Below are 23448 nucleotides of genomic sequence, written 5' to 3' on the forward strand. Positions count from 1 at the left end.
CCCCACGCCTCCCCGTCCCCGCGGCGGTGTCCCCAAGCACCCGGAATCACGGCGGTTCTCGCACCCCTGGGGGCTGGCCCGCGTGTTGCTGTGAAGCCGCGGACGGTTCGTTCATCCCCTTGGGCAGGGTGGACGGCGGGCGACGCAAGCGGGGGTTTCCATCTTTGGCGACGTACGCGGCCATTTCCGCAGTGGGACAGGCGCTCCTGGCGCTGCTGGAACAGTCGTGCCCGAAGCCTGAGTTCGAGAACGCGAAGTTCGAGCTGTACCAGGCCGGCGACTTCAAGGCCCCGATGGAGGAGGGCGTGTCCCTCTTCCTCTACCGCGTCGTCCCCAGCACCACCCGCCGCAACCTCACCGGCCGCGAGGACGCGCAAGGGCGGCGCACCCGCAGGCCGCTGCCGGTGGACCTCTGCTTCATGCTGACGCCGTGGGCGAAGACGGCCGCCAAGCAGCACCGGCTGCTGGGGTGGAGCATGCGCACGCTCGAGGACACGCCCACCCTCACCGCCAGCTTCCTCAACCACTACGGGCGCCCGGAGACGGACACCTTCCTGCCGGACGAGACGGTGACGCTCGTGCAGGAGACCCTCTCCATCCAGGACCTGCTCAACGTCTGGGAGGTGGGCAAGCCCAACCTCCAGGTGTCCGTCACGTACATCGCGCGGATGGTGCTCATCGAGTCCGCCATCTCCGACACCCAGGGCCCGCCGGTGCAGACGCGCGTCCTCGACCTCGGGAAGCGCACCGAGTGAGGCCGCCCGTGCACCGGCTGGAGGTGCTGTCGCGCGTGACGCCGCTGGGCGTGCGCTTCCGCGACGAGGTCACCGGGGCGCTGGTGGGCGACGGGTTGCAGGTGAGCGCGTTCCCGCAAGGCCAGCCTGGCGCGCGCCGCGCGTCCATCGTCAACCGCTCCGGCGTGCACGTCCTCATGGACCTGCCGGGCCTGCGCGACCTGGAGTACGGCGGCCAGGGCGTGCCCCCCGGCGACGCGGGCGACGCGGCGTGGTGGGCGTCCCACCCCGAGCGCAAGCCCTTCACCGTGGAGGTGGAGGACACGCAAGGCCGCTTCCTGCCGTGCTCCTTCCACGTGGAGCTGCCCTTCCCCGGCCTCTTCCAGCTCACCTGCCCGGGCCTGCCGCCCGCGCCGCCTTTGCCCGGTCCGCCCGCCGTGCCGCTGTTCTCCGCCCCCACGCGCGTGTCCGGAGGCCCGCTGGCCGTGCTGCGCGCGGAACTGTGGGACGCGGACGCGCAGGTGCCCGCCGCGTGGGCGCGGGTGGAGGCCACGGCGGCCGGTGGCGCCCCGGTGCGCGGCGTGGCGGATGCGCAGGGGCGGCTGGCCCTCTTCTTCCAATACCCCGCGCCGGTGGACTTCCCTCCGGGCCCACTGGGGGAGACGCCGGCGCTGCCCGCGGGGCCGCCGCTCTTGGAGCAGACGTGGGCGCTCCAGGTGCGCGTCTTCTACGCGCGCCGCACGCCCGTGCCCGCGCGACCGGACGTCTGCGACACCCTGACCCAACCCTCCTCGTGGGCCTGGACGGACACGGACAGCTCCGTGGAGCTGCTCGAACCGACGCTGCGATACGGCCAGGAGCTCGTCCTGAAGACCCAGGACGCGCCGCGCTCCCGGCTGTGGATCACCTCCACGGGTTCACTCCCCTAGGAAAAGACCGATGCCCGAATATCTCGCTCCCGGTGTGTTCGTCGAAGAGACCTCGTTCCGTGCCAAGTCCATCGAGGGCGTGAGCACCACCACCACCGGCTTCATCGGGCCCACGCGGTACGGGCCGGTGGACCTGCAGCCGGACCTCGTCACCAGCATGGTGGAGTTCGAGCGCGTCTACGGCAGCCGCCGGCAGCTCGGCTTCAAGGCGGCGGGCACGCTGCACAACTACACCTGGCACGCGGTGCGCGCCTTCTTCGAGGAGGGCGGCAAGCGCCTCTACGTGGGCCGGGTGTTCCGCAAGCAGGCCGGCACCTCCCGGAAGTACGGCGGCTTCGAGTCCGCCACCGCGCTCGTCGCCACCAACCCGTCCTATGACGACGGCCACGCGCGCGGGCTCCTGGCTGGCGAGGCCGCGGACGCCAAGAAGCAGGTGCTCGTCTACGGCCGCTACCCGGGCTCGTCCGGCAACCTGCGCGTGCGCTTCACGCTGCGCGCGGGGCAGAACGTGCTGTCCTTCGAGGGCGGCAAGCCGCGCGTCAGCTCGCTGCAGGACCGGGACGTGGTGGTGCTGCGCGACTTCACCACCGCCGGCGGCGGCACGCCCGACCCGGGCACCTTCTACCAGGCGCGCTGGAACGAGCTGACGCAGGACTGGGACCTGCAACCCGCCACGGGCACGGCCACGGCGCTGTCCTCCCTGGTCGACACGGGCAACCAGCTGCGCGTCATCACGGTGACGGTGGCCGTCATCCCCACGGATGAGCCGGCGTCGTCCCAGGTGTGGGCCGGGCTGGCGCTGGACAAGGTGCACGCGCGCGACGGCGCGGAGGACTCGCTGCAGGCGCGCTTCAACGTGGACGCCACGGACCTGGAGCGCAACCGGGACATCTCCATCGTCATCGCGCCGGGGTCGGACCTGGGGGACGGGCTGGCGCTCCTGGCCGCCCTGCTCAAGGCCACGCCCACCGGGGTGACGCCCACGGTGTCGGACGCGCTGAAGAACCCGGACTCCACTGATTTGCAGCGCACGGTGGAGGTGCTGCTCCAGGGTGGCAACGACGGCGAGCGCCCCACGGCGGACGAGTACCAGGGCGAGCAGGTCGTCAACACCACGCGCAAGACGGGGCTGGTGCAGTTCGAGGACCTGGAGGACATCTCCATCGTCGCGGCGCCGGGCTCCACCTTCAACTACGAGGGCGGCTACTCGCTGGACGCCAACAGCATCATCAACCTGCTCATCAGCCACTGCCAGCGGATGCACTACCGCATCGCGGTGCTGGACAGCGGCAACGGGCAGACGCTGGGGCAGGTGCGCGCGCAGCGGGCGAAGATCGACTCCAGCTACGCGGCGCTCTACTACCCGTGGGTGAAGGTGTTGGACCCGGTGACGCGGCAGCCCATCTTCCTGCCGCCCAGCGGCTTCGTGGCGGGCATCTACGCGCGCAATGACATCAACCGCGCCGTGTACAAGGCCCCCGCCAACGAGGTGGTGAACCTGGCGCTGGGCTTCGAGTCCAACCTGAGCAAGTCGCAGCAGGAGGTGCTCAACCCCGAGGGCATCAACGCCTTCCGCTACTTCGAGGGGCGCGGCTACCGGCTGTGGGGCGCGCGCACCACCAGCTCCGACCCCGAGTGGAAGTACGTCAACCTGCGCCGCTACTTCGCCTACCTGGAGCGCTCCATCGACAAGGGCACCCAGTGGGCGGTGTTCGAGCCCAATGGCGACCAGCTCTGGGCGAGCGTGCGGCGCACCATCGAGGACTTCCTCCTCAACGAGTGGCAGATGGGCGCGCTGCTCGGTGACAAGCCGGAGAAGGCGTACTTCGTGAAGTGCGACCGCAGCACCATGACCCAGAACGACCTGGATAACGGGCGGCTGGTCTGCCTCATCGGCGTGGCGCCGCTGCGCCCGGCCGAGTTCGTCATCTTCCGCATCGGCCAGTGGACCGGAGACCGGAAGTAACCCCCCGGGAGGTTTAGGCAATGGCTGTCCTGAGAGAGCGACCCTATGTGCAGTTCAACTTCCTGGTGGACCTGGGCACGGGTTCCACGGACGGAGCCGACGCCGGCTTCCAGGAGATCTCCAACGTGGGCATGGAGGTCACCGTCGCGGAGTACCGCAACGGCAACGAGAAGGAGAACAGCGTCCGGAAGATCACCGGCCTGAACAAGGCGACGGACGTGACCATGAAGCGGGGCGTGATTGGTTCGCTCACGCTCTACCGGTGGTTGGATCAACTGCGCAACGGCGACCCCAACGCGCTGCGCACCGTCACCATCCAGTTGCAGAACGAAGACCACACGGCGGTGGTGCAGACGTGGAAGCTGTTGCGTGCGCGCATCATCAAGCACGTGAGCGGCCCCTTCAACGCGAAGGGCACGGACGTGGCGATGGAAGAGCTCACCATCGCGTACGAGCGGTTGGAGATGGAGTGACGTGAGCCGCCCGGCCGCCAGACGCCTCCCCGGCATCCGCTTCGAGGTGCAGGCACCGCCCGTCGAGGACGTGTTGCCGCGCATGGACGTGGCGGCGTTCGTGGGCTTCGCCGACTCCGGGCCGCTGCACGTGCCCGTGGCGGTGGAGGACCCGGCGGACTTCGAGGCGGTGTTTGGCGAGGCGCCCCTGCTGGCCTGGGACGCCGAGCGCGGGGAGCCGGTGAGGGCGCACCTGGCCTCCGCCGTGCGGGCCTTCTTCCGCAACGGCGGCCGGCGCTGCTGGGTGGTGCGCGTGGCGGGGCCCCAGGCGCGCGCCAACACCTTCCCCGTCCCGGGGGTGCTGCGCTGTCTGGAGTCTGGCGCGGTGACGCCGGGCGTGGCGCGGGCGCGCTCGGAGGGCAGCAGCACCGACGGCGTGCAGGTGTCCGCCACCGTCACCCGCGAGCTGCTGGAATTGGGCCCGTGGAGCGCGCTGGGCACCGTGGTGCAGCTGGAGGTGACGATGCCCGGAGGCGTGGCGCCGGGGGACCTCTTGCGGCTCACGCTCGGAGACGGGGCGATGGCGCTGCTCGTCCCGGTGGACACCGCGGAGGCGCTGGATGCGATGCAGGCCCTGCCCGCGTCCGGGTCGGCGCCCCGGCGGGTGAAGGTGCGCGTGCGCACGTCCCGCGCGCGCTGGTTGCAGACGGGCGTGGGCCTGGGCACGGCCCCCTTCACCGCGAAGTGGACGCGCGGCGAGGGACCGCCCGTGTCCCTGAACGTGACGGACGTGGAGGATCCGGGCCCGCTCGCCGGCCGCCGCACGCTGACGCTCACGCTGGACACGCCGCCGGAGTCCGCGCCCGCGCCCGGCACGGTGCTGCGCGTGGACAGTGCTGCTCCGGGAGAGCGTTGGCTGGTGGTGGAGTCGCTGGAGCCAGGCCATGGCGCAAGCCCCGGCACGGGCACCGTGCGGGTGTCGGGCCTGGCGTCGCGGGTGCTGGTGGCCGCGCCGGAGAACCCCACCTCGCTGTCCGTCGTCTGCGAGCGGCTGACGCTGAGCCTGTGGACGCGGCGGGGCTCGGAGCAGCCCGCGCGGCTGGACCGGCTGGGCCTGTGCCCCGCGCATCCCCGGCACTGGGCGGCGCTGCCCACGGACGTGGAGCGCGCGCGGGACGAGGACGCGGACGCGCTGCCCGGACGTGCCCCGGAGGTGCGGCTGCCGGAGGACTGGCGCCAGGGCGTGCCCGTGTCGCGCTTCCCGCTCGCGGGGCCGACGCCAGCGAATGACGCCGAGGCGTTCTCGTTCCCGCTCGGGCTCACGGACGTGCCGGAGGGGTGGCTCGGCTGCACGCCGCCTCCGGGAGACGCGCTGGAGCGCGACGGGCTGGCGACGTTCAGCGCGGACCTGTTCCTGGACGCGGACGTGCGTGAGACGGGCACGGAGGCGCTGCTCGCGCAGGCGGACTTCCTGCGCTACCAGAGCAGCCAGCCCCGGGCGCTCAAGGGCATCCACTCGCTGCTGGGCCGCCAGGACGTCACGCTGGTGGCGGTGCCGGACGCCGTGCACCGCCCGTGGGTCCGCGCGAGCACGCCCACCCCGCCCGCGCCGCTGCCCGGTGAGCCGCCCGCGGCCCCCGCGTGGGGGACCTTCCTCGACTGCGCGCTCGTGATGCCGGCCGCGCCCGCGCCGCTGGTGGCGGACCCGGTCAAGCCCGTGGCCGGCCAGGCGTTCACGCTGCGCTGGGCGTCCGTGACCGGGACGGACCTCGTCTACGTGCTGGAAGAGGCCACGCGCCCGGACTTCAGCGACGCGGTGGAGCTGTACCGGGGCCCGGCCCTGGAGCGCACGCTGTACGGGCGCACCTCGGGGGCCTGGTACTACCGCGTGCGCGCGCAGCAGGGCCCCGTCTCCGGACCGTATGCGCCGGGCGTGGCCGTCCCCGTGGCGCCCCGGGTGCGGTGGAACCTGGAGCCCGTGTCCGCGTACTCGCCGAAGCCGCTGCTCGCGGTGCAGCGCGCGCTGCTGCGGCTGGCATGCGCCCGGGGGGACGTGCTCGCGGTGCTCGGGCTGCCGGAGCATTTCCGCGAAGACGCGGCCATCGAGCACGTGGGCTCCCTCCAGTCGCCGCTCACCGGCACGTCCGAGGTCGTACCGGCCCTGGGCTTCGCGGAGGAGAACGCGCTGAGCTACGGCGCGCTGTACCACCCGTGGGCGTTCGTCTCCGAGGAGCAGCAGCCCACGGCGCCGCTGCGCATGCCCCCGGATGGCATGGCGTGCGGCGTGCTGGCGAAGCGCGCGGTGGAGCGCGGCGCGTGGGTGGCCCCGGCCAACGAGCCGTGGCGCGCGGTGGTGGCGCTCACCCCGCCGCTGTCGCGCGAGCGCCTGCTGGACCTGCAAGACGCGCAGGTGAACGTGGTGCGCCAGGAGCCGCGCGCCTTCCTCACGCTGAGCGCGGACACGCTGGCGGTGACGCCGGAGGTGCGGCCCATCAACGTGCGCAGGCTGCTGAGCCTGCTGCGGCGCGCGGCGCTGAAGCTGGGCGCGGCGTATGTCTTTGAACCCAACGACGCGAGCTTCCACCGGCTGGTGCAGCGCGGCTTCGAGGCGCTGCTCGGGGACCTCTTCGTGCGGGGCGCCTTCGCGGGCCGCACGCGCGAGGGCGCCTTCCAGGTGGTGACGGGCGACGCGCTCAACACGCCCGTGCAGATGGAGCAGGGGCGCTTCTTCGTGGACATCAAGGTGGCGCCGTCGCTGCCCCTCACCTTCCTCAACGTGCGGCTCGTGCAGAGCGGCGACCGCGGACTCGTCACGGAGGCGCGCTAGGCCATGGCCAACACGCAGGACGAGACCGTCATCGCCCCCTTCACCGCGTTCGCGTTCGCGGTGGAGATTGAGATTCCCGACGTCATCACCAAGGCGTGCAGCGCCGCCTTCTCCGAGTGCGACGGCCTGGAGATGACGATGGACGTGAAGACCATCCGCGAGGGCGGCAACAACGGGCGGCAGCTGCGCCTGACGGGCGCGCTCAACTTCGGGCAGCTCACGCTCAAGCGCGGGATGACGGCCAGCTTCGACCTGTGGGACTGGTTTGAAGAGGTGCAGCGCCGGCCCCGGCTGCGCGCCAACGCGGAGGTCATCGTGTTCGCGCCCGGCCCCGCGCAGAAGGAGCGCGCGCGCTTCATCCTGTCGCGCTGCCTGCCCGTGAAGCTCAAGGCGCCGCCCCTCAACGCCAAGGACGGCATGGTGGCCATCGAGGAGCTTCAAATCGCCTACGAGTCGCTCACCCGCAAGCGGCTGTCCGGAGGAGGCGCGTAATGCCCGAACCCACGCCCCTGGCGAAGGCCGAATTGCGGCAGCTGGACGCCAACTTCGAGCACGAGATCGAGGACGACACCTGGGCGAAGGTGCAGTTCAACCCGGAGACGCTCAAGGTCAGCTTCGCCAACCAGGTGCAGACGCCCTCGGGCGGTGGCGACCAGCGCGGCACGCCCGCGCGCCAGTTCGTGGGCGCCGGCACCACCAAGCTCGCGGTGCAGCTGTGGTTCGACGTGACGGGCCAGCCGGAGGGGCAGTCCGGCGCGGTGGACGACGTGCGACTGCTCACCAAGAAGGTCGCCTTCTTCATCACGCCGAAGAAGGAGGGCGACAAGTTCGTCCCGCCCGCGGTGCGCTTCCTGTGGGGCAGCTTCCAGTTCGACGGAATCATGGAGTCGATGGAGGAGTCGCTGGAGTTCTTCTCCCCCGAGGGCAAGCCCCTGCGCGCGAGCGTCTCCTTCGGGCTGACGCAGCAGAAGATCACCGCCTTCGTCTTCCGCCCCACGGACGCGCCGCCTCCGGGCGCGCCGCGCAAGCCCCCGGGCACCACACCCATGACGCCCGCGCCGCAGGGCTCCACCGTGCAGGGGCTCGCGGCGGGCCAGGGCAAGGGCGGTGACTGGCAGTCCATCGCCAGCGCCAACGGCATCGAGAACCCGCGACAGCTCGTGGCGGGGCAGCTCATCGACCTGCAGGTGGGCGTGAACATCGGAGTGAAGCGGTAACCGTCACCGGGGAGGCACACACACCATGGCCGTGGTCATCAACGAGCTGGACATCACCCCCGCGCCGGCGCCGGCCGCGCCCGCGTCGTCGGGCTCCGGAGCCGGAGGCGAGGCGCCTTCCACCTCCGGCGTGCAGCAGGCGTCCGACCTGGCCCGTGCCCTGGCCCGTCACCGCGAGCGCGCGTCCCGCGTTCGCGCCCACTGACCGGGAGCGCCCCCACCCATGGCCGACGGAACCGCTACCAAGCTGCGCAGCGCCCAGCCCACCTTCAAGGTGGACGGGCAGGAGCAGGCCGCGCTCGGGCTCGGGCTGCTGGAGCTGTGCATCGAGGAGACGGTGCAGGGCCTGTACCGGTGCGAGGTGATGTTCGGCAACCTGGGCCCGAAGGACGGCGGCACGGACTTCCTCTACTTCGACCGGAAGTTCATCGATTTCGGAAAGGCGTTCGAGGTCCGGCTGGGCACCGACGTCCTCTTCGAGGGCCGCATCACCGCGCTGGAGGCCGCCTTCCTGGAGAGCACCCCGCCCGCCCTCACCGTGCTGGTGGAGGACCGGCTCCAGGACCTGCGGATGACGCGCCGGACGGCGACGTACGTGGACGTGACGGACCAGCAGGTGATGGAGCGGCTCGCGGGCAAGCACGGCCTCACCCCAGAGGTGAAGGTCACCGGCCCCAAGCACAAGGTGCTGGCGCAGGTGAACCAGAGCGACCTCGCCTTCCTGCGCGAGCGGTGCCGCGCGGTGGACGCGGAGCTGTGGATGAAAGGACGCACGCTGCACGTGCAGCAGCGCCCGGCGCGCGCGAGCGGGCAGGCCCTGAAGCTGGGGCTGGGCAACGAGCTGAAGGAGCTGGTGGTGACGGCGGACCTGGCCACGCAGCGCTCGTCGGTGAAGGTGAGCGGCTGGGACGTGCAGGCCAAGGACGTGATGGCGAGCGAGGCGGGACCGTCCGTGCTCGGCGCGGAGCTGGGCAGCGACGAGAGCGGCGCGAGCCTGCTGACGTCCTCCAAGCTGGGGGAGCGCAAGGAGACCGTGGTGCACACCGTGCCGCTGAGCAGCGATGAGGCCCGAGCCCATGCGGAGTCAGCCTACCGGCAGCTGGCGCGCCGCTTCGTCGTGGGCCGGGGCACCGCGCAGACGGACGCGAAGCTCCGCGTGGGGGGCCGCGTGGAGTTCACGGGCGTGGGCCCGCTCTTCAACGGCAAGTACACGCTGGTGGAGGTGAAGCACCTCTTCGACCGCGCGAAGGGGCTGCGCACGGAGTTCGTCGCCGAGCGGCCCGGCCTGGGGAAGGCGTCATGAACTCCCCCTGGGACCTGCGCACCGACGAGCGCGCCGCCTCCGGGCTGGGAGGGCGCTTCTATGGCCTCTACCCGGCGAAGGTCGTGGACAACCAGGACCCGGAGCGCCAGGGCCGCGTGAAGGTGGCGCTGCCGTGGGCGCCGGACGCGGGCAGCGACCGGTACGAGGCGTGGGCGCGCGTGGCCACGCTGATGGCGGGCAGCGGGCGCGGTTCGTTCTTCATCCCGGACCCCGACGACGAGGTGCTCGTCGGCTTCGAGGCCGGGGACCCGCGCCGGCCCTACGTGGTGGGCGGGCTGTGGAACGGCAAGGACGCACCGCCGGAGTCCATGGACGCGAAGAACACGAAGAAGGTCCTCCACTCGCGCAACGGCGTCGTCATCACGCTGGACGACACGGACGGCCAGGAGACGCTGGAGCTGAAGACGCCCGGCGGCCAGACGGTGACGCTGAAGGACGGGCCCGGCACCGTGGAGGTGAAGGACAGCAACGGCAACTCCGTGAAGCTGGAGGCGAGCGGCGTCACCGTGACGGCGTCCGCCAAGGTCACCGTCAACGCCAGCACCGCCGAAATCTCCGCCGGCATGCTCACCGTCAACGCGGGCATGTCCAAGTTCAGCGGCGTGGTGCAGGCGGACACGATCATCACCAACAGCGTGGTCAGCGCCTCGTACACCCCGGGCGCGGGGAACGTGTGGTGATGGCGGTGGCCCTTCCCCATCCCGTGCAGTGGGTGACGGCGTCCACGCTCTGGGGGAGCGCGAGCGCGGACCCATCGCGCATGCAGGCGCCCGGCCTCCTCCAGTTCGAGTCCGACCGCTTCATGGAGGAGCTGGCGGAGCGGCTCCAGGGCGAGGCGCGGCCGGACCTGCGCGACCTGGTGGCGAAGTACGAGAGCCACCGCGAACGCTTCCCGGGTGAACCCGCGGACCCCGCGAGCACGCCGCTCAAGCTGTACCAGCCCGCGCACGGCCGCTTCTACCTCGTGGCCGCGAGCCTCGTGTGCCGCCTGCCCGGCCTGCCCGACCACGTCGTGGACCCCACGCGCGGGGAGAAGGCCGGCTTCGTGATGCGCCGCCGGGGCGCGGGCAACACCGAAGAAGCCTGGGTGGTGGATCCGACCGACGCGAAGAAGCAGCGGCGCGTCTGGGCTCCGCTCTCCGCCGCGCAGTCCGCGCTGCTGGCCTCGGGAGAGGAGCTGCTGCCCCTGTTCCCGGTGAACTTCACCGTGGACGGCAAGCGTCGGCGCATGGCCGTGGGGCTCGTCCCCACCTCCAGCCAGGCCACCTTCGAGGCCGCGGGCTCCTTCCAGGCGGCGGATCCGCAGGAGGCGCTGAAGTCCGAAGCCGAGCAGCAGGTGACGGGCCCCTACGAGCAGCTCAAGCTGTGGAAGCCGCTGCCCGGCGGCACCCCGCAGGCGGACATCGACGACCAGGAGGCGAAGCAGCAGGAGGTGTCGCGCTACCTGCTGCTGGACTTCGCGTCGTTCCTGTCCACGCGGCTGCCCGCCTTCTGGGACGCGCTCCCCGGCAACACCACGCCCCCGGGTCCCACCGGCGACCTGTACACGTTGCTCCAGGGCCCGCCCGTGGACAGCGGCACGGCGACGACGTGGCGTCAGGCGCTGCTCTTCGCGTGGGAGCACCGCGGGCAACTGGCGGCGGGAGAGACGGCGGGAATCGCCTACAACCTCCGCACCTCCCCGTTGGCGCCGGAGCTGCTGCGCGCCGCGCTGATGAAGGCGGCGGTGACGGGCACGTACACGCTGCCGTCGGAGCCGGTGCCGGTGGGCAAGCTCCAGGACCCGGGCGAGACGCACTACGTGCTGCGGTGCGTGTACCTGCGGCCAGGCTGCGGGCCGCTGTGTCCTCCCGTGGTGAGCGCGCCCACGGCGGACTTCCGGCTGGCGCCCTTCTTCGACCCGGACGCGCCGGGCCGACCGGTGCGCATCGTGCTGCCGGTGGACACGAGCATCCGGGGCCTGCGCAAGTTCAAGAAGAACGTCGGCTTCGCGCTGTCGTCCGGGCTGCGCAAGCAGATGTCCCGCGTGGGGGACTTGAAGAAGACGATGGACGGGGAGCTCGACGCGGGCACGTCCTTCAACCTGGGCGAGCTGTGCATGTTCTCCATCCCCATCATCACGCTGTGCGCCTTCATGGTGCTGATGATCTTCCTCAGCCTGCTCAACATCATCTTCTGGTGGATGCCCTTCCTGAAGATCTGCCTGCCGAAGGCGAAGGAGGGCTAGCCGCATGGACGCCGGAAAACTGCTGGGCCGGGGACTGAGCTTCCCTCCCCGCGTGGGCCCCGACGGACGCCTCCAATGGTCCGAGGGCGAGCGCAACGTGCGCGAGTCCATCCAGGTCATCCTCACCACGCAGCAGCGTGAGCGCATCCTGCTGCCCGAGTTCGGCGGCAGCCTGGGCCAGTACCTCTTCGAGCCGAACACCGTGACGACGCGGCACCAGATCGCGGAGCGCATCACCCGCGCGCTCGCGCAGTGGGAGCCGCGGATCGCCGTCGAGTCCGTCAGCGTGGAGGAGGACCCCCGGGATGCCCGGACCGCCACCGCCATCATCACCTACAAGCTCGTCGCCACCGGGGCGCGCGAGCGCATCAGCCTGGGCGTCACGCTCGCGGGGTAAGCCACCGTGCCACTCACACTCCCGCCCATCGACGACCGCAAGTACCAGCAGCTGCTGGATGAAGCGCTCGCGCGCATCCCGCTGCACAACCCCGAGTGGACCAACTTCAACAAGTCCGACCCGGGCGTCACGCTGCTGGAGCTGTTCGCCTTCCTCACGGAGAGCCTGCTCTACCGCGCCAACCAGATTCCGGAGCGCAACCGGAAGAAGTTCCTCCAGCTGCTCGGCGTCCCCCTGCAACCCGCGTCCTCCGCGCGGGGCATGGTGGTGCTGCGCAACGAGCGCGGCGGCACGCCCCTGGCCCTCACCCTCACGGAAGGCGTGGAGGTGCGAGCGGGCCAGGTGCCCTTCCGCACCGAGCGCGGGCTGGACGTCCTGCCCGTGGAGGCGGCCTTCTTCTACAAGCGTCGCGTCGCGCCCGAGGAGCGCGTCAAGGCGTACTACGAGCAGCTCTACGCGTCGTTCACCGCCACCCAGCCGCCGCCCGCGCCGCTGGACGCGCTCCAGTTCTATGAGACGACGCCCTTCTCCCCCCGGGGCACCGAGCCGCTGGACCTGGGCACGACCGCGTTGGACCAGTCCCTCTGGGTGGCGCTGCTCTTGCGCCCCGCCGACAAGAAGCTGCCAGAGGCGCTGAAGCGCGCCCGTGAAGCGATTCAAGGCAAGGTGCTGACGCTGGGCATCGTGCCCGCGGAGACGGCCGACGGGCGGCGGCTGCCCCCGGGCGGACAGGCGAACCCCACCGGCGCCGCGGTGCTCCAGTTCCAGCTGCCGCGCCTGCCTCCGGGCGGCGTGCTGCCGGAGGACCCCGCGCTGCGCAACGCGAGCTGGCGCACGCTGGCAACGACCGAGGTGCCCTCCGCTCCGGTGGTGGTGGACATCCCGCTGCCCGCCACCGAGGCGGAGCTGTCGCTGTGGTCGAACCTGGATCCGCTGGAGGCGGGCACGCGCGACTTCCCGCCCGCACTGGACAACGAGGAGCAGGCCGCGCGCGTGCTCACGTGGGTGCGCATCACCAGCACCGCACCCGCCGCCACGCAGCTGTTGTGGACGGGCATCAACGCGGCGCCGGTGACGCAGCGGGAGCGCGTGACGGGTGAGCTGCTGCCCACGGGCACGGGCGAGCCTGATCAGGTGGTGAAGCTCGCGCGTGTACCGGTAGTGCCGGGGTCGGTGCGGCTCACCGTCATCGCGGCCAACGGCACGGTGGACTCCGACTGGACGGAGACGGACGACCTGATGAGCGCGGGGCCGGAGGTCGCGGTGCCGGATCCGCGCCTGCCGCCGGGCTCGAAGCAGCAGGCCCGCGCGCCGGTGAAGGTCTTCAGCGTGGACGCGGAGGCCGGGGAGCTGCGCTTCGGTGACGGCGCGCACGGCATGCGCCCGCCGCTCGGGGCGACGCTGCGCGTGGACTACGACCACGGCGAGGGACGCGCGGGCAACGTGGGGCCGGGCGCCATCACCAGCGGCCCTTCGCTCCCGCCGGGCGTGCAGGTGGAGAACGCGCTGCCCACCTGGGGCGGCGCGGACGCGGAAGGGGTGAGCGAGGGTGAGAAGCACGTCTCGCGCTTCCTCCAGCACCGCGACCGGCTGGTGACGGCGCAGGACTTCGAGGTGGTGACGCTGCGCACGCCGGGCATTGCCGTAGGGCGCGTGGAGGTGCTGCCCGCCTTCCATCCGCTGCTGTCGCCCAACGAGCCAGGAGACGCGCCGGGCTCCGTGACGGTGGTGGCCATTCCCCGCTACGAACCGGATCCGCCGGAGGCGGCCGGACCCGACAGCTTCCTGGACGCCATCGCGTGTTGGCTCGCGCCCCGGCGGCTCGTGACGACGGAGGTGTTCGTGCGCCGGCCCGCCTACCAGCCCATCTGGGTGACGGTGGGCGTGGACGTCGTCGCGGGCGTGTCGCAGGCCGCGGTGCGCGAGGCGGTGACGCAGGCGCTGCGCGACTTCCTCTCGCCGCTGCCTCCTCCGGGCACCGACCTGCTGGCCTCGCCTGTGAACCGGGGCTGGCCGCTGCGCAAGGCCGTGGTGGCGCTGGAGCTGTCCGCGGTGTGCAGCCGCGTGCCGGGCGTGGCGTGGGTGCGCGGCGTGAGGCTGGGGCTGCCCACGGGCGCGGAGCAAGAGAGCGTGCCGATGCTGGGGCTCTGGCTGCCGAGGCTCGCGGGCGTGTCCGTGGCGGTGGGCGATGCGCCGTCGCTGGATGAGCTGCGCGGCACGGGCACGGTGCCCACCGGCGCGCAGCGTCCGTTCGTCTCCGTCCCCGTCGTCCCCGAGGAGTGCCGGTAAGCATGGACGCCAACGGCACCCGCTTCCACCTGCTGCTCGGACGCGACGACTGGGGCCGGTGCTCCAGCGGCGGGCACTCCCTGGCCGACGGCTGGGACGGCGTGTCCGGCACGACGCCGGACCTCAGTTGGGACGCCGTGCGCGCGGAGGTGTCGCTGCGCGCGGAGCTGTACCAGTTCGTCACGGGCACGGGAGACCGGCTGCCGAAGCTGGAGGACCGCAGGGGCGCCGCGAGGGACCGCTACGGGAACTTCTATTGGATTGGCGCCGACGGCCGGACGGTGAAGGTGCTCTCCAGCGGCTCGCGGCGCACCACCGACTTCTGGCCCGTGGCGCCCGAACCGCTGCCCGCGCCCCAGGGTGGCGGCTTCGGTCCGGTGGCGCTGCCGCCCGCGCCCACGCCTCCGCCGCTGGGAGGACTCACCGTCACCGACCACCACTACCTCGTGGTGGGCACGCTCGCGCCCGCGGGCCTGCTGGTGTTCGACCTGCACGCGGGAGGTCCGCCGCTCCAATACCTGTGGCCCGCGCTGCCCGCGGGCTTCGCGCCGTGGGACCTCGCCGCGTCACCGGATGGCGGCGCGGTGGTGCTGGACCGGGAGCACCGTCGCCTCTGGTACCTGGATGCCTCCTTCCGCGCGGTGCGCACGGGCGGCGAGACGGAAGTGGAGCCGGAGGTCGTGGATCCGTTCCAGCCGCGGGACGGCAGCTACACGCGGCGCACGGCCGCGGAGACCTTCCCGACGCCCGTGTCGCTGGCGGCCCCGGGCCCCGTGTCCACCGTGGACCCCGTCTCCGTGGAGGTGCTGGCGGACGGCCGCGTGCTGGTGCTCGACCGGGGCGTGGACAACAGCCGCCTGTGGGTGTTCCGCGACGGCGTGCTGGACGGCGTGCCCGTACCGCTGGAAGTGGGCGACCTGCTGCCGGACACGGGCCCCGCCGCCGACTTCAAGCTGGTGGCGCACGACATGGCGCTGGTGCGCGGCGTGGAGGGCGCGCCGGACCGGCTGTACGTCGTGGGCCAGGACGGCAACCAGGCCTTCGTCTTCGAGCTGCACGACACGCCGGCCGGACAGCTCACCGCGGTGGCCCAGCCGGAGTACCTGCCGCTGCGCCTCTTCGGCGGCAAGGGGCTCATCGCCTTCGGACAGGAGGCCTTCTACGACTTCGCGGACGGCTTCATCCCGCTCGTCGCGCAGCGCCGGCCCCGCTACGTCCCCAGCGCCACGCTGCGCACGGCGGTGCTGGACGGCCGCGAGCCGGAGTGCGTGTGGCACCGGCTGATGCTGGACGCCGTCATCCCGCCCGGCGCCACCGTCACGGTGCGCAGCCGCGCGGCCAACGAGAAGGCGGAGCTGGAGTCGGTGCCCTTCTCCGACGAGCCCGCCCTGCTCAAGCGCGCGAGCGGCTCCGAGCAGCCCTTCTCCCCTGCCCCCCTCGGCACGCACCGGGGCACGTTCGAGATCCTCTTCCAGCGCGCGAAGGGCCGCTACGCGCAGGTGGAGCTGACACTGGACGGAGGCGGGGGCAGCACGCCGCGCCTGCACGCGATGCGCGTCTGGTACCCGCGCTTCTCCTACGCCGCGCGCTACCTGCCGGCCATCTACGGGGAGCAGCCGGAGTCGGCCAGCTTCCTGGACCGCTTCCTCGCCAACGTGGAGGGCCTGCTCACGCCGGTGGAGGACCGCATCGCCGCGGCGCAGGTGCTGTTCGACGCGCGCAGCGCGCCCCCGGAGGCGCTGGAGTGGCTGGCCTCGTGGTTCGGCGTGGTGCTGGATCCCGCGTGGAACGAGCCCCGGCGCCGGCTGTTCCTGCGCCACACGCTGGACTTCTTCCAGTGGCGCGGCACCGCGCGCGGGCTGCGCATGGCGCTGCGGCTGGCGCTGGACGAGTGCGTGGACGACACCGTCTTCACCGAGGACGTGGACCCCACGCGCGCGCAGCTGCGCATCGTGGAGAAGTTCCGCGCGGCGCGCACGCCGTTCCTCCAGAGCACGCAGCCCTCGGAGCTGGGAGGCATCCGCGTGGTGTCACCCGCGCCGCGCTGGGAGCCGGGCCAGGGCCGCGTGCAGCTCGTGACCCGCTTCCGCGACGCGCTGACGGCGGCCGGGGTGGCGGAAGAGGCGCTGCCGGAGGGCTTCCCGCTGCGGGCGCCCACGGACGCGGTGCAGGCCACGGTGTGGCGGGACTTCAGCCTGGACGTGCTGGGCTTCGTGCCGGCGGCCACGGACGCGGACGCGCCGCGCTGGCGCGAGTTCCTGGCCCGGCGCTACGGCCGCGTGGCCGCGCTCAACCTGGCGCATGGGCTGAGCCTCACGGACATCTCGCAGGCGCTGCTGCCCACGACGCTTCCGGCGGACGGGCCCGCGCAGGTGGACTGGTACCACCTGGAGACGGTGGTGCTGCCGGTGCGTGCCGCCGCGCACCGGTTCACGGTGGTGCTGCCGGTGCCGCGAGGCAGCGCGGCGCAGGAGCAGCGCGACCGGCTGGAGCGGGCGCTGCGCGTGGTGGAGCTGGAGAAGCCCGCGCACACCGTGTTCGACGTGAAGTTCTACTGGGCCATGTTCCGCGTGGGCGAGGCCCGGTTGGGCGTGGACACCCTGGTCGACCTGGGCAGCCGTGCCCCCGAGCTGATGCCCGCCATGCGGCTCGGACGTGAGTACCTGGCAGAGAGCTATCTGGCCCCGAGGCCCCCTCAGGACGCCGTGGATCGGCGCATCCTGGGAAGGGATCCGCTCGGGCGCCGTGAGATTCAGGGGAGCGACATCCAATGAGCGGCTTTGGTCCGAGTTCCACCTCCGCGAAGCGCGCCGCAGCCGACCCGACGAAGCACGTCAACTACGTGCTGGGCATGGTGCTGGGCGTCGACGACTTCATCCAGGACTTCGCGTACCAGTCCGAGCGGGACCGCTGGCAGGCGCGGGATCTGCTCGGGTACGGCACGGCCTGGGGGCTGGCCGTCACCACGGGCCTCGGCGCCCGGGGCCCGGAGGTGCGCGTGTCCCCGGGCACCGCGCTCAGTCCGCGCGGGCAACTGGTGCGCGTCACGCCCGCGCAGTGCGCGTCGCTCAACGACTGGCTCAAGGCGCAGGGCACCGCCATCACGCCGAACGAGGACGAGGCCGTCCGCGTCTGGGTCGTCCTCTCCTATCGCGAGTGCCTCACGGATCCGGTGCCGGTGCCCGGCGAGCCCTGCCGCAGCGAGGACGACGCCATGGCGCCCTCGCGCGTCACGGACGACTTCAAGCTGGAGCTGCGCCTCACCCCGCCCCAGGAGCCCACCGAGGAGCAGGCGGTGCGGGACTTGGTGCGCTGGCTGCGCACGCACGTCGTGCCCGTGGGCGACGACACGCCCTCGGGCGACGTGACGTCGGAGGCGGACTTCCTCACGGCGCTGCGCGCGGCGGTGGTGCCGCCCTCGCCGCTGGGCCCGGAGACGGACTGGCTGGATGACGCCGCGGCGCCCATGAAGGTGCCGGCGACGCAGGTGGAGGCCTACCTGCGCTCCGCGCTGCGCGTCTGGGTGACGGAGCTGCGCGCGCTGTGGCGGCCCAACTGGCTGGGTGAAGCGCAGGGCTGTCAGCAGCCCGTGTCCGCCGAGCCGGACTCCGACGTGGACTGCGTGCTGCTCGCGGCCGTCGACGTGCACGTGGTCAAGGAGCTGGGCAGCCCGGACTGGGTGGTGAAGGCGGAGGCGCCGCTCCCCGTCCTCGAGGACGAGCGCCCGTACCTGCTGCACCTGCGGCTGCTCCAGGAGTGGGCGCTGGCGGGCCCGCTCTGGGACACGTCCGCGGTGCACCACCCGCCCGCGCTGCCGGCGTATCAAATCGTCGCGGCGGGCACGCTGCCCATCGCGGCCTTCGGGGACACCAATGTGCAGGGCTACAACAACCTGCGCATCGACAAGGTGGCCAAGGGCTTCGCGCGGCTCACCTTCGACGGGTACCAGTTCAAGCCGGAGGCGTGGCAGTACGTCGTGAAGGTGGGACTCCAGGAGCCTGAGGGGCTGGGGCTGGCCATGCCCACCGTCACCGTGCTCGCGCTGGACTCCGACGGCATCAGCATCCGCCTCCGCGAGAAGGAGGACCCCATGGCCGAGGCCACGATGGCGTCCATGGGCCTCATCGTGGAGGTGAGCCAGTACTTCGCGGGCGCCCCGCCGCTGAAGACCGCCCGCGCGCCCGCGCCGCCCGCGCCGCCGTCCCGTGCGTCGAGCCGCTCGCGCCGCACCGGGGGAGGGAGGTAGCCCATGCGCATCGCCCTGGACACGCCGTTCCTGAAGGACGGCATCCGCTCAACGAACTTCTTCAACGGCCGGCTCCTGTCCGCGGAGGACCTGGGCCAGGAGCAGACCGCGCGCGACGCCGCGCAGCAGCGCATGGGCCGCGCGCTGGGCGAGGGCGTCGCCTACGGCCTGGAGGTGTCGCTGTCGCAGGACAACTCCCCCACCACGCCGCTGGTGACGGTGCAGCCGGGCCTCGGCGTCAACCGCGAGGGCGAGGCGATGGAGCTGCTCCAGCCCGTGGAGGTGTCGCTCCTCCAGGGCGCGGTGGAGGCCTCCGGAGGCGCGACCGCGACGGCGGGCACGGGGGCCTTCGGCGCCTGTTCACCGCCGGGCAGCGTCTATGTGTCCGGCACCGGCGTGTACCTGCTGGTGATGGCTCCCGCCTACGGCAGGGAGGGCCGCGCGGTGGCCAGCGGCCTGGGCGGCGTGCAGTCCGGGTGCGACGCGAAGGTGCTGGTGGAGGGCGTGCGCTTCCGCCTGCTGCGGCTGGACGTGTCCACCGCGGACCTGGCGCTGGCGCAGGAGAAGACGCTGCGCAACAAGGTGGCGCACCAGTGCCTGGGGACGACGGACGTGAAGTCCCAGGCCTTCGTGCTGGATCCGTTCGCCACGCCCACGGAGACGCAGGCCGCGGCGGGAGGCTACGGGCTCATCGACAAGCTGCGCCCGAACTTCCTCACGCCCTGCGACGTGCCGCTGGCGGTGATGCACTGGCGCGACGGCGTGGGGCTGCGCTGGGTGGACCTGTGGTCCGCGCGGCGGCGGTTGGCGCGCGTGGCGCATCCGGGTCGCTGGTCCGTGGGCCTGGGCGAGCGCCGCGCCGCCGAGGGCGAGGCCACCTTCCTCCAGTTCCAGGAGCACCTGGACCGGCTGCGGCAGGTGAGCCCGGAGCTCGTGAAGGCCACGGACGTCTTCAAGTTCCTGCCGGCCGCGGGGGTGCTGCCGCTCGCGGACGTGCAGGGCTCCGTGGGCTTCCGTGTCACGACGTTCTTCGAGGGGCTCACCACCCGGCAGCCCCCCATCAACATCGAGGGCGCGCGGCTGCAATCGCTGCTGCGACTGTCCCTCGCCTTCCCCCCGCTGGAGCTGAGCAAGAAGGAGCTGCTCTGGCTCTACGTGGTGCAGGAGAACCAGGCCGCCCAGCTGGGAGCGACGAAGCCGCAGCCGTACCTCGTCTTCTCCAGCGGCTACATGCCCTACCTGGGTGACCCCCGTTACGACGCCGCGCATTGGAGCTTCGGAAACTTCGCGCTGCCCTGACCTTCCCCCCTGCTTCTTGGCGTCTCACGGACCGCGAGGAGATCGCGATGGCCGACGAATTGAATGAAGTCAAACCCGGCGACCTCATCACCGCCGACCAGTTCAACGCCCTCATCCAACAGGTGAAGGCGTTGCTGGAGGCGGCGGGGGGAGGCCCCGTCGTGGTGCCCAACCTGTATGGCCAGACGCTCGCGAGCGCGAAGGCCATCCTCGCCATTCCCGGCAACAACCTGGTGCTGGGCGGCAACCTGCTGGACGCGTTCGGCCAGCCGGTGGACCCCAACGACGCGGCCAACCAGACGCGCCGGGTGATTGGCCAGGTGCCCGCGGGAGGCGCGCGCGTCGCGGCGGGCACGGCCGTCAGCCTGCTGGTGGCCGCCAAGCCCACCACCGGCGGGGGGACGACGCAGGACCCGGTCATCACCACCTTCAGCCCGCTCCAGGTTCCGGTGAAGGAGGCGCTGCAGATCATCGGGAAGAACTTCTCCGTGCTGCCCTCGGACAACCTCGTCACCTTCAACGGGACGGCCGCCGCGGCGCCCTCCGGGCAGAGCAGCACCTCCGCGCTCTTCGTCGTCGTCCCCAGCAACTTCACCGGCGCGCCCAAGGCGGGCGAGCCCGCGGTGCAGGTGACCGTGAAGGTGAAGACGGCCGAGGGCAAGGAGACCACCGGCTTCGTGACCGTCCAGGCGCCCACCGGCGTGCAGCACGCCACGCTGGATGCCTTCGCACCCTCTCCGCCGGTCTCCGGACAGGACCTCATCATCACCGGGACGGGCTTTGGCTCCACCGTCAGCGCGGTGAAGGTGAAGTTCAGCAGCGAGCCCGCCACGGGCGTGACGCCCAAGCAGGTCACCCCCACCAGCATCACCGTCACCATCCCCACGAACCTGTCGGGGATGCGTTCGGGCTTCTTCAAGGCCTTCACCGTCGTCGTGTCCGTCAACGGCGTGGAGTCCATCCCGGATGCCAACGACACCATCAGCATCTTCACGCCCTAGGCCTCAGCCCCGAGGAAAGCGCATGCTTCGTCGAACCCGCGTCACCGTCCTGCCTTTGCTGCTGTCCCTGCTCGTGCTGCCCTGGGTGGCGGGCGCAGCGCAGCTCCACATCCCCTCGACCGCGCCCAACCCGCCCGTCGCGGCCGTGCGCGTGAACTTCCAGTTCAGCGCCGACCTGCCCCCCGCTGGAGGCGCCGCCGGCATCACCGTGGACGGCACCTTCGTCCCACTCAAGGACCCCGGCCCTGGCGCCATCCCCTCGCCCCTGGGCGGCGACATGGTCCTGTTCGTCCGCCAGGACAACCGCACCGCGGTGCTGAGCATCAGCACATTCAGCTTCTTCACGGCGCCGGACAAGCTCTGCACGGCGAAGCCGGGCGAGACGGGTGAGAAGGACTACACCTACAACTTCACCGCCATCCCCGCGTCCGTCGTCGGCTTCGGGGCGACGGGCTTCGCGGCCACCTCCGTGTTGAGCGGGGGCGAGACCGTCACCAACTGCGGCTGCGCGTCCCGGCGGGTGAAGGGCATCACGATGCCCGTGTCCCCCGGTGGCGTGGACATGGGCCGGCTGCCCATGGACCTCATCCTGGTGTTGGACCAGTCCGGTAGCATGAGCCTCCCGGCCGCCTCGGGCGCCATGGTGTCGCGGTTCGGCGCGCTGCAGTCCGCGGTGGGGCAGTTCGTCGCCAACTGGGCGACGGAGGGCGCGACGACGGATCCGAACTCCGGCTACGCGAAGGACCGGCTGGGGGTGGTGTACTTCGACACGAACTCCGCGCAGGCGCTGGGCGGCCCCTTCTACGTGAGCCGCGGCACCACCGTGCCGGGGCCGACGCACGCCTGGAAGCCCTATGAGACGGACGTGCTCGGGGAGTCGCCCAAGGACCTGACGGCGCTGGGCAAGGGGCTGCTCATCGCCATCGACCAGCGCAACAAGTTCCCGGGCAATGACGCCACCGTGGTGGTGATGACGGACGGCATGCAGAACGTGGATCCGCTGGTCCGCCGGGCCATGTCCGGCGACAACGCGACCTACCTGGTGCTGGACACGGATGGCGGCATCACGGGCACCGGCGGCTCCCTGGAGGTCGCGCTGCGCTCGCAGTGCCTGCCCATGCTGACGGTGTCCGTGGGCGACATCGCGTCGCCCTGGGCGGAGCTGCTGGAGCGCATCGCCGCGGAGACCGCGGGCACGCACAAGCTGACGCGCGGCACGGAGCTGCCCGCCACCTTCCTCGCGCAGCTCACCGAAGCGCTCAAGGGCAACACGCTCACCCTGGCGCTGAACCAGTCGGGCTCGCTGCCCCAGGGCACCAACTCGGTGACGACGTCGGTGCTGCTGGACGGCTCCGTGCGCAATGCCCTCATCACCCTGGCGACGGTGGGCGCGACGAACCAGCAGGGCCTGTCGCTGCGCATCATCTCGCCGGATGGAGTCCAGGTCCGGCCCACGGCGCGCATGGATGGCCCCACGTACACGACCCAGCGCATCGACATCCCGGTCACGGGCAAGCCCGGCATCTGGAAGCTGATGGCCGTGCGGGAGATCATCGAGGGCAGGTCGCACGACGGTGGCGTCATCGCCACGGGCACGGTCATCCAGCCCACGCCGTTCCAGTTCACGGTGCTGGCGGAGGAGCGGAGCCTGGACATGCGCACCCGCGTGCTGGGCACGCCCCACGTCGCCGGGGAGAAGCTCACGCTGGCGGTGGACCTGTCCTTCAACGGCAAGCCGCTGGAGACGATTGACGGCAAGCTGACGGCGCGGGTGGAGCACCCGAACTCGCCCATCGGCACCGTGTTGCGCGACGCGAAGAATCCGGAGACCCGGCCGGACCAGAGCCCGGATCCGCGCACGACGTACCAGCAGAAGGTGGACGCGCTGCTGCTGGACCCCAAGGTGGCCGAGCAGCTGGGCACCACGACGGAGAAGACCTCGCTCGACCTGGTGCCGCAGGGCAAGGGCCGCTACACGCTGGACTTCGACGACACGAAGACGCCGGGCCTCTACCGCTTCCACGTGACGCTGGACATGAAGAACCCGGACACGGGCGACCTCATCCACCGCGTGGAGACCGTGGAGACGACGGTGGTGGTGGGCGCGGACGGCACGGTGTCCGAAGTGAAGAGCGAGACGGTGGAACCGACCACCTTCAAGATCAGCTTCACGCCGAAGGACGCGGTCGGGAACTTCAAGGGCCCGGGCTTCGAGAACCAGATCCAGGTGCGCATCGACGGCAAGGGCGAGGTGACGGAGATCCGCGACCCGCTCATCAACGGCACGTATGAGATCACCATCAAGGGCATCGACGCGAACACGAACGTCGTGGTCTTCGTCGCGGGGCAGCCCATCGCCAAGGGGCCGGTGTCCAAGCCGAACCCGATGAAGCCGGGCGAGCCGGTGGACCCCAAGCCCGATGGTGGCCATCCGAGCTGCGGGTGCCGCCGCATGGGCGGCGGCAAGGGGACGGCTGGCATGTTGGGGCTGTTCTTCCTGGCGCTGTCTCTGATACACATCTGACGCTGCCGACGAACTC

The 23448-nt window shown here is 71.7% G+C and carries 17 protein-coding genes; all 17 read left to right on the top strand.

Going from position 1 to position 23448, the window contains the following annotated elements; translation table 11 throughout:
• The first annotated feature begins 191 nt into the window (after window positions 1-191).
• The 17 genes from D7V97_RS17630 to D7V97_RS17710 are packed head-to-tail and all read left to right on the top strand — an operon-like array spanning window position 192 to window position 20908.
• Window positions 192-755, top strand: coding sequence for a DUF4255 domain-containing protein (locus D7V97_RS17630; protein ID WP_158623384.1), 564 nt, complete (start codon window positions 192-194; stop codon window positions 753-755).
• Entirely contained in the window at window positions 752-1663 is a 912-nt protein-coding gene (locus D7V97_RS17635; RefSeq protein WP_147444847.1) for a hypothetical protein, read from the top strand. The genes D7V97_RS17630 and D7V97_RS17635 overlap by 4 nt, the downstream gene beginning before the upstream one ends.
• Before the next feature lie 10 nt (window positions 1664-1673).
• Window positions 1674-3629 carry a phage tail sheath subtilisin-like domain-containing protein gene (locus tag D7V97_RS17640; RefSeq protein ID WP_120611811.1) on the top strand — a complete coding sequence of 652 codons (1956 nt, stop codon included), beginning with the start codon at window positions 1674-1676 and terminating at the stop codon, window positions 3627-3629.
• A 20-nt stretch (window positions 3630-3649) separates the two neighbouring features.
• Window positions 3650-4102: a phage tail protein gene (locus tag D7V97_RS17645; protein ID WP_120611812.1), complete on the top strand. Its 453-nt coding sequence runs from the start codon at window positions 3650-3652 to the stop codon at window positions 4100-4102.
• Between the two features lies 1 nt (window position 4103).
• Window positions 4104-6908, top strand: coding sequence for a hypothetical protein (locus tag D7V97_RS17650; protein WP_120611813.1), 2805 nt, complete (start codon window positions 4104-4106; stop codon window positions 6906-6908).
• A gap of 3 nt (window positions 6909-6911) precedes the next feature.
• Window positions 6912-7400 (top strand): phage tail protein, encoded by a 489-nt coding sequence (locus tag D7V97_RS17655; RefSeq protein WP_120611814.1) that lies wholly within the window; start codon window positions 6912-6914, stop codon window positions 7398-7400.
• On the top strand, window positions 7400-8125 hold the full coding sequence (locus tag D7V97_RS17660) for a peptidoglycan-binding protein (protein ID WP_120611815.1): 726 nt from the start codon (window positions 7400-7402) through the stop codon (window positions 8123-8125). Before D7V97_RS17655 ends, D7V97_RS17660 begins: the two co-directional genes overlap by 1 nt.
• A 25-nt stretch (window positions 8126-8150) precedes the next feature.
• Window positions 8151-8330: a hypothetical protein gene (locus D7V97_RS17665; RefSeq protein WP_120611816.1), complete on the top strand. Its 180-nt coding sequence runs from the start codon at window positions 8151-8153 to the stop codon at window positions 8328-8330.
• Between the two features lie 18 nt (window positions 8331-8348).
• Window positions 8349-9428 (top strand): phage late control D family protein, encoded by a 1080-nt coding sequence (locus D7V97_RS17670; protein ID WP_120611817.1) that lies wholly within the window; start codon window positions 8349-8351, stop codon window positions 9426-9428.
• The gene (locus D7V97_RS17675) at window positions 9425-10129 is read left to right on the top strand and encodes a phage baseplate assembly protein V (protein WP_120611818.1); all 705 of its coding nucleotides are present in this window, start codon (window positions 9425-9427) and stop codon (window positions 10127-10129) included. Before D7V97_RS17670 ends, D7V97_RS17675 begins: the two co-directional genes overlap by 4 nt.
• The gene (locus tag D7V97_RS17680; RefSeq protein WP_120611819.1) at window positions 10129-11676 is read left to right on the top strand and encodes a hypothetical protein; all 1548 of its coding nucleotides are present in this window, start codon (window positions 10129-10131) and stop codon (window positions 11674-11676) included. Before D7V97_RS17675 ends, D7V97_RS17680 begins: the two co-directional genes overlap by 1 nt.
• A gap of 4 nt (window positions 11677-11680) precedes the next feature.
• A complete protein-coding gene (locus D7V97_RS17685) occupies window positions 11681-12073 on the top strand; it encodes a GPW/gp25 family protein (protein WP_120611820.1) in 393 nt (130 codons plus the stop codon).
• Window positions 12074-12079: 6 nt separating this feature from the next.
• Window positions 12080-14362 (top strand): baseplate J/gp47 family protein, encoded by a 2283-nt coding sequence (locus tag D7V97_RS17690; RefSeq protein WP_120611821.1) that lies wholly within the window; start codon window positions 12080-12082, stop codon window positions 14360-14362.
• A 2-nt stretch (window positions 14363-14364) separates the two neighbouring features.
• Window positions 14365-17136: a phage tail protein gene (locus D7V97_RS17695; protein ID WP_120611822.1), complete on the top strand. Its 2772-nt coding sequence runs from the start codon at window positions 14365-14367 to the stop codon at window positions 17134-17136.
• A complete protein-coding gene (locus tag D7V97_RS17700; RefSeq protein ID WP_120611823.1) occupies window positions 17133-18608 on the top strand; it encodes a hypothetical protein in 1476 nt (491 codons plus the stop codon). Before D7V97_RS17695 ends, D7V97_RS17700 begins: the two co-directional genes overlap by 4 nt.
• Before the next feature lie 3 nt (window positions 18609-18611).
• The gene (locus tag D7V97_RS17705; RefSeq protein WP_120611824.1) at window positions 18612-19907 is read left to right on the top strand and encodes a hypothetical protein; all 1296 of its coding nucleotides are present in this window, start codon (window positions 18612-18614) and stop codon (window positions 19905-19907) included.
• 47 nt (window positions 19908-19954) lie between these two features.
• Window positions 19955-20908, top strand: a complete 954-nt coding sequence (locus D7V97_RS17710; RefSeq protein ID WP_120611825.1) for an IPT/TIG domain-containing protein — start codon at window positions 19955-19957, stop codon at window positions 20906-20908.
• The last annotated feature ends 2540 nt before the right edge of the window (window positions 20909-23448 follow it).

The organism is Corallococcus sp. CA053C (genome assembly GCF_003611675.1).
Lineage (GTDB): Bacteria > Myxococcota > Myxococcia > Myxococcales > Myxococcaceae > Corallococcus.

Coding starts and splice junctions, on each gene's coding strand:
- D7V97_RS17640 (WP_120611811.1), top strand. CDS start 1,674: ATGCCCGAATATCTCGCTCCCGGTGTGTTCGTCGAAGAGACCTCGTTC.
- D7V97_RS17645 (WP_120611812.1), top strand. CDS start 3,650: ATGGCTGTCCTGAGAGAGCGACCCTATGTGCAGTTCAACTTCCTGGTG.
- D7V97_RS17655 (WP_120611814.1), top strand. CDS start 6,912: ATGGCCAACACGCAGGACGAGACCGTCATCGCCCCCTTCACCGCGTTC.
- D7V97_RS17660 (WP_120611815.1), top strand. CDS start 7,400: ATGCCCGAACCCACGCCCCTGGCGAAGGCCGAATTGCGGCAGCTGGAC.
- D7V97_RS17665 (WP_120611816.1), top strand. CDS start 8,151: ATGGCCGTGGTCATCAACGAGCTGGACATCACCCCCGCGCCGGCGCCG.
- D7V97_RS17670 (WP_120611817.1), top strand. CDS start 8,349: ATGGCCGACGGAACCGCTACCAAGCTGCGCAGCGCCCAGCCCACCTTC.
- D7V97_RS17675 (WP_120611818.1), top strand. CDS start 9,425: ATGAACTCCCCCTGGGACCTGCGCACCGACGAGCGCGCCGCCTCCGGG.
- D7V97_RS17680 (WP_120611819.1), top strand. CDS start 10,129: ATGGCGGTGGCCCTTCCCCATCCCGTGCAGTGGGTGACGGCGTCCACG.
- D7V97_RS17685 (WP_120611820.1), top strand. CDS start 11,681: ATGGACGCCGGAAAACTGCTGGGCCGGGGACTGAGCTTCCCTCCCCGC.
- D7V97_RS17695 (WP_120611822.1), top strand. CDS start 14,365: ATGGACGCCAACGGCACCCGCTTCCACCTGCTGCTCGGACGCGACGAC.
- D7V97_RS17700 (WP_120611823.1), top strand. CDS start 17,133: ATGAGCGGCTTTGGTCCGAGTTCCACCTCCGCGAAGCGCGCCGCAGCC.
- D7V97_RS17705 (WP_120611824.1), top strand. CDS start 18,612: ATGCGCATCGCCCTGGACACGCCGTTCCTGAAGGACGGCATCCGCTCA.
- D7V97_RS17710 (WP_120611825.1), top strand. CDS start 19,955: ATGGCCGACGAATTGAATGAAGTCAAACCCGGCGACCTCATCACCGCC.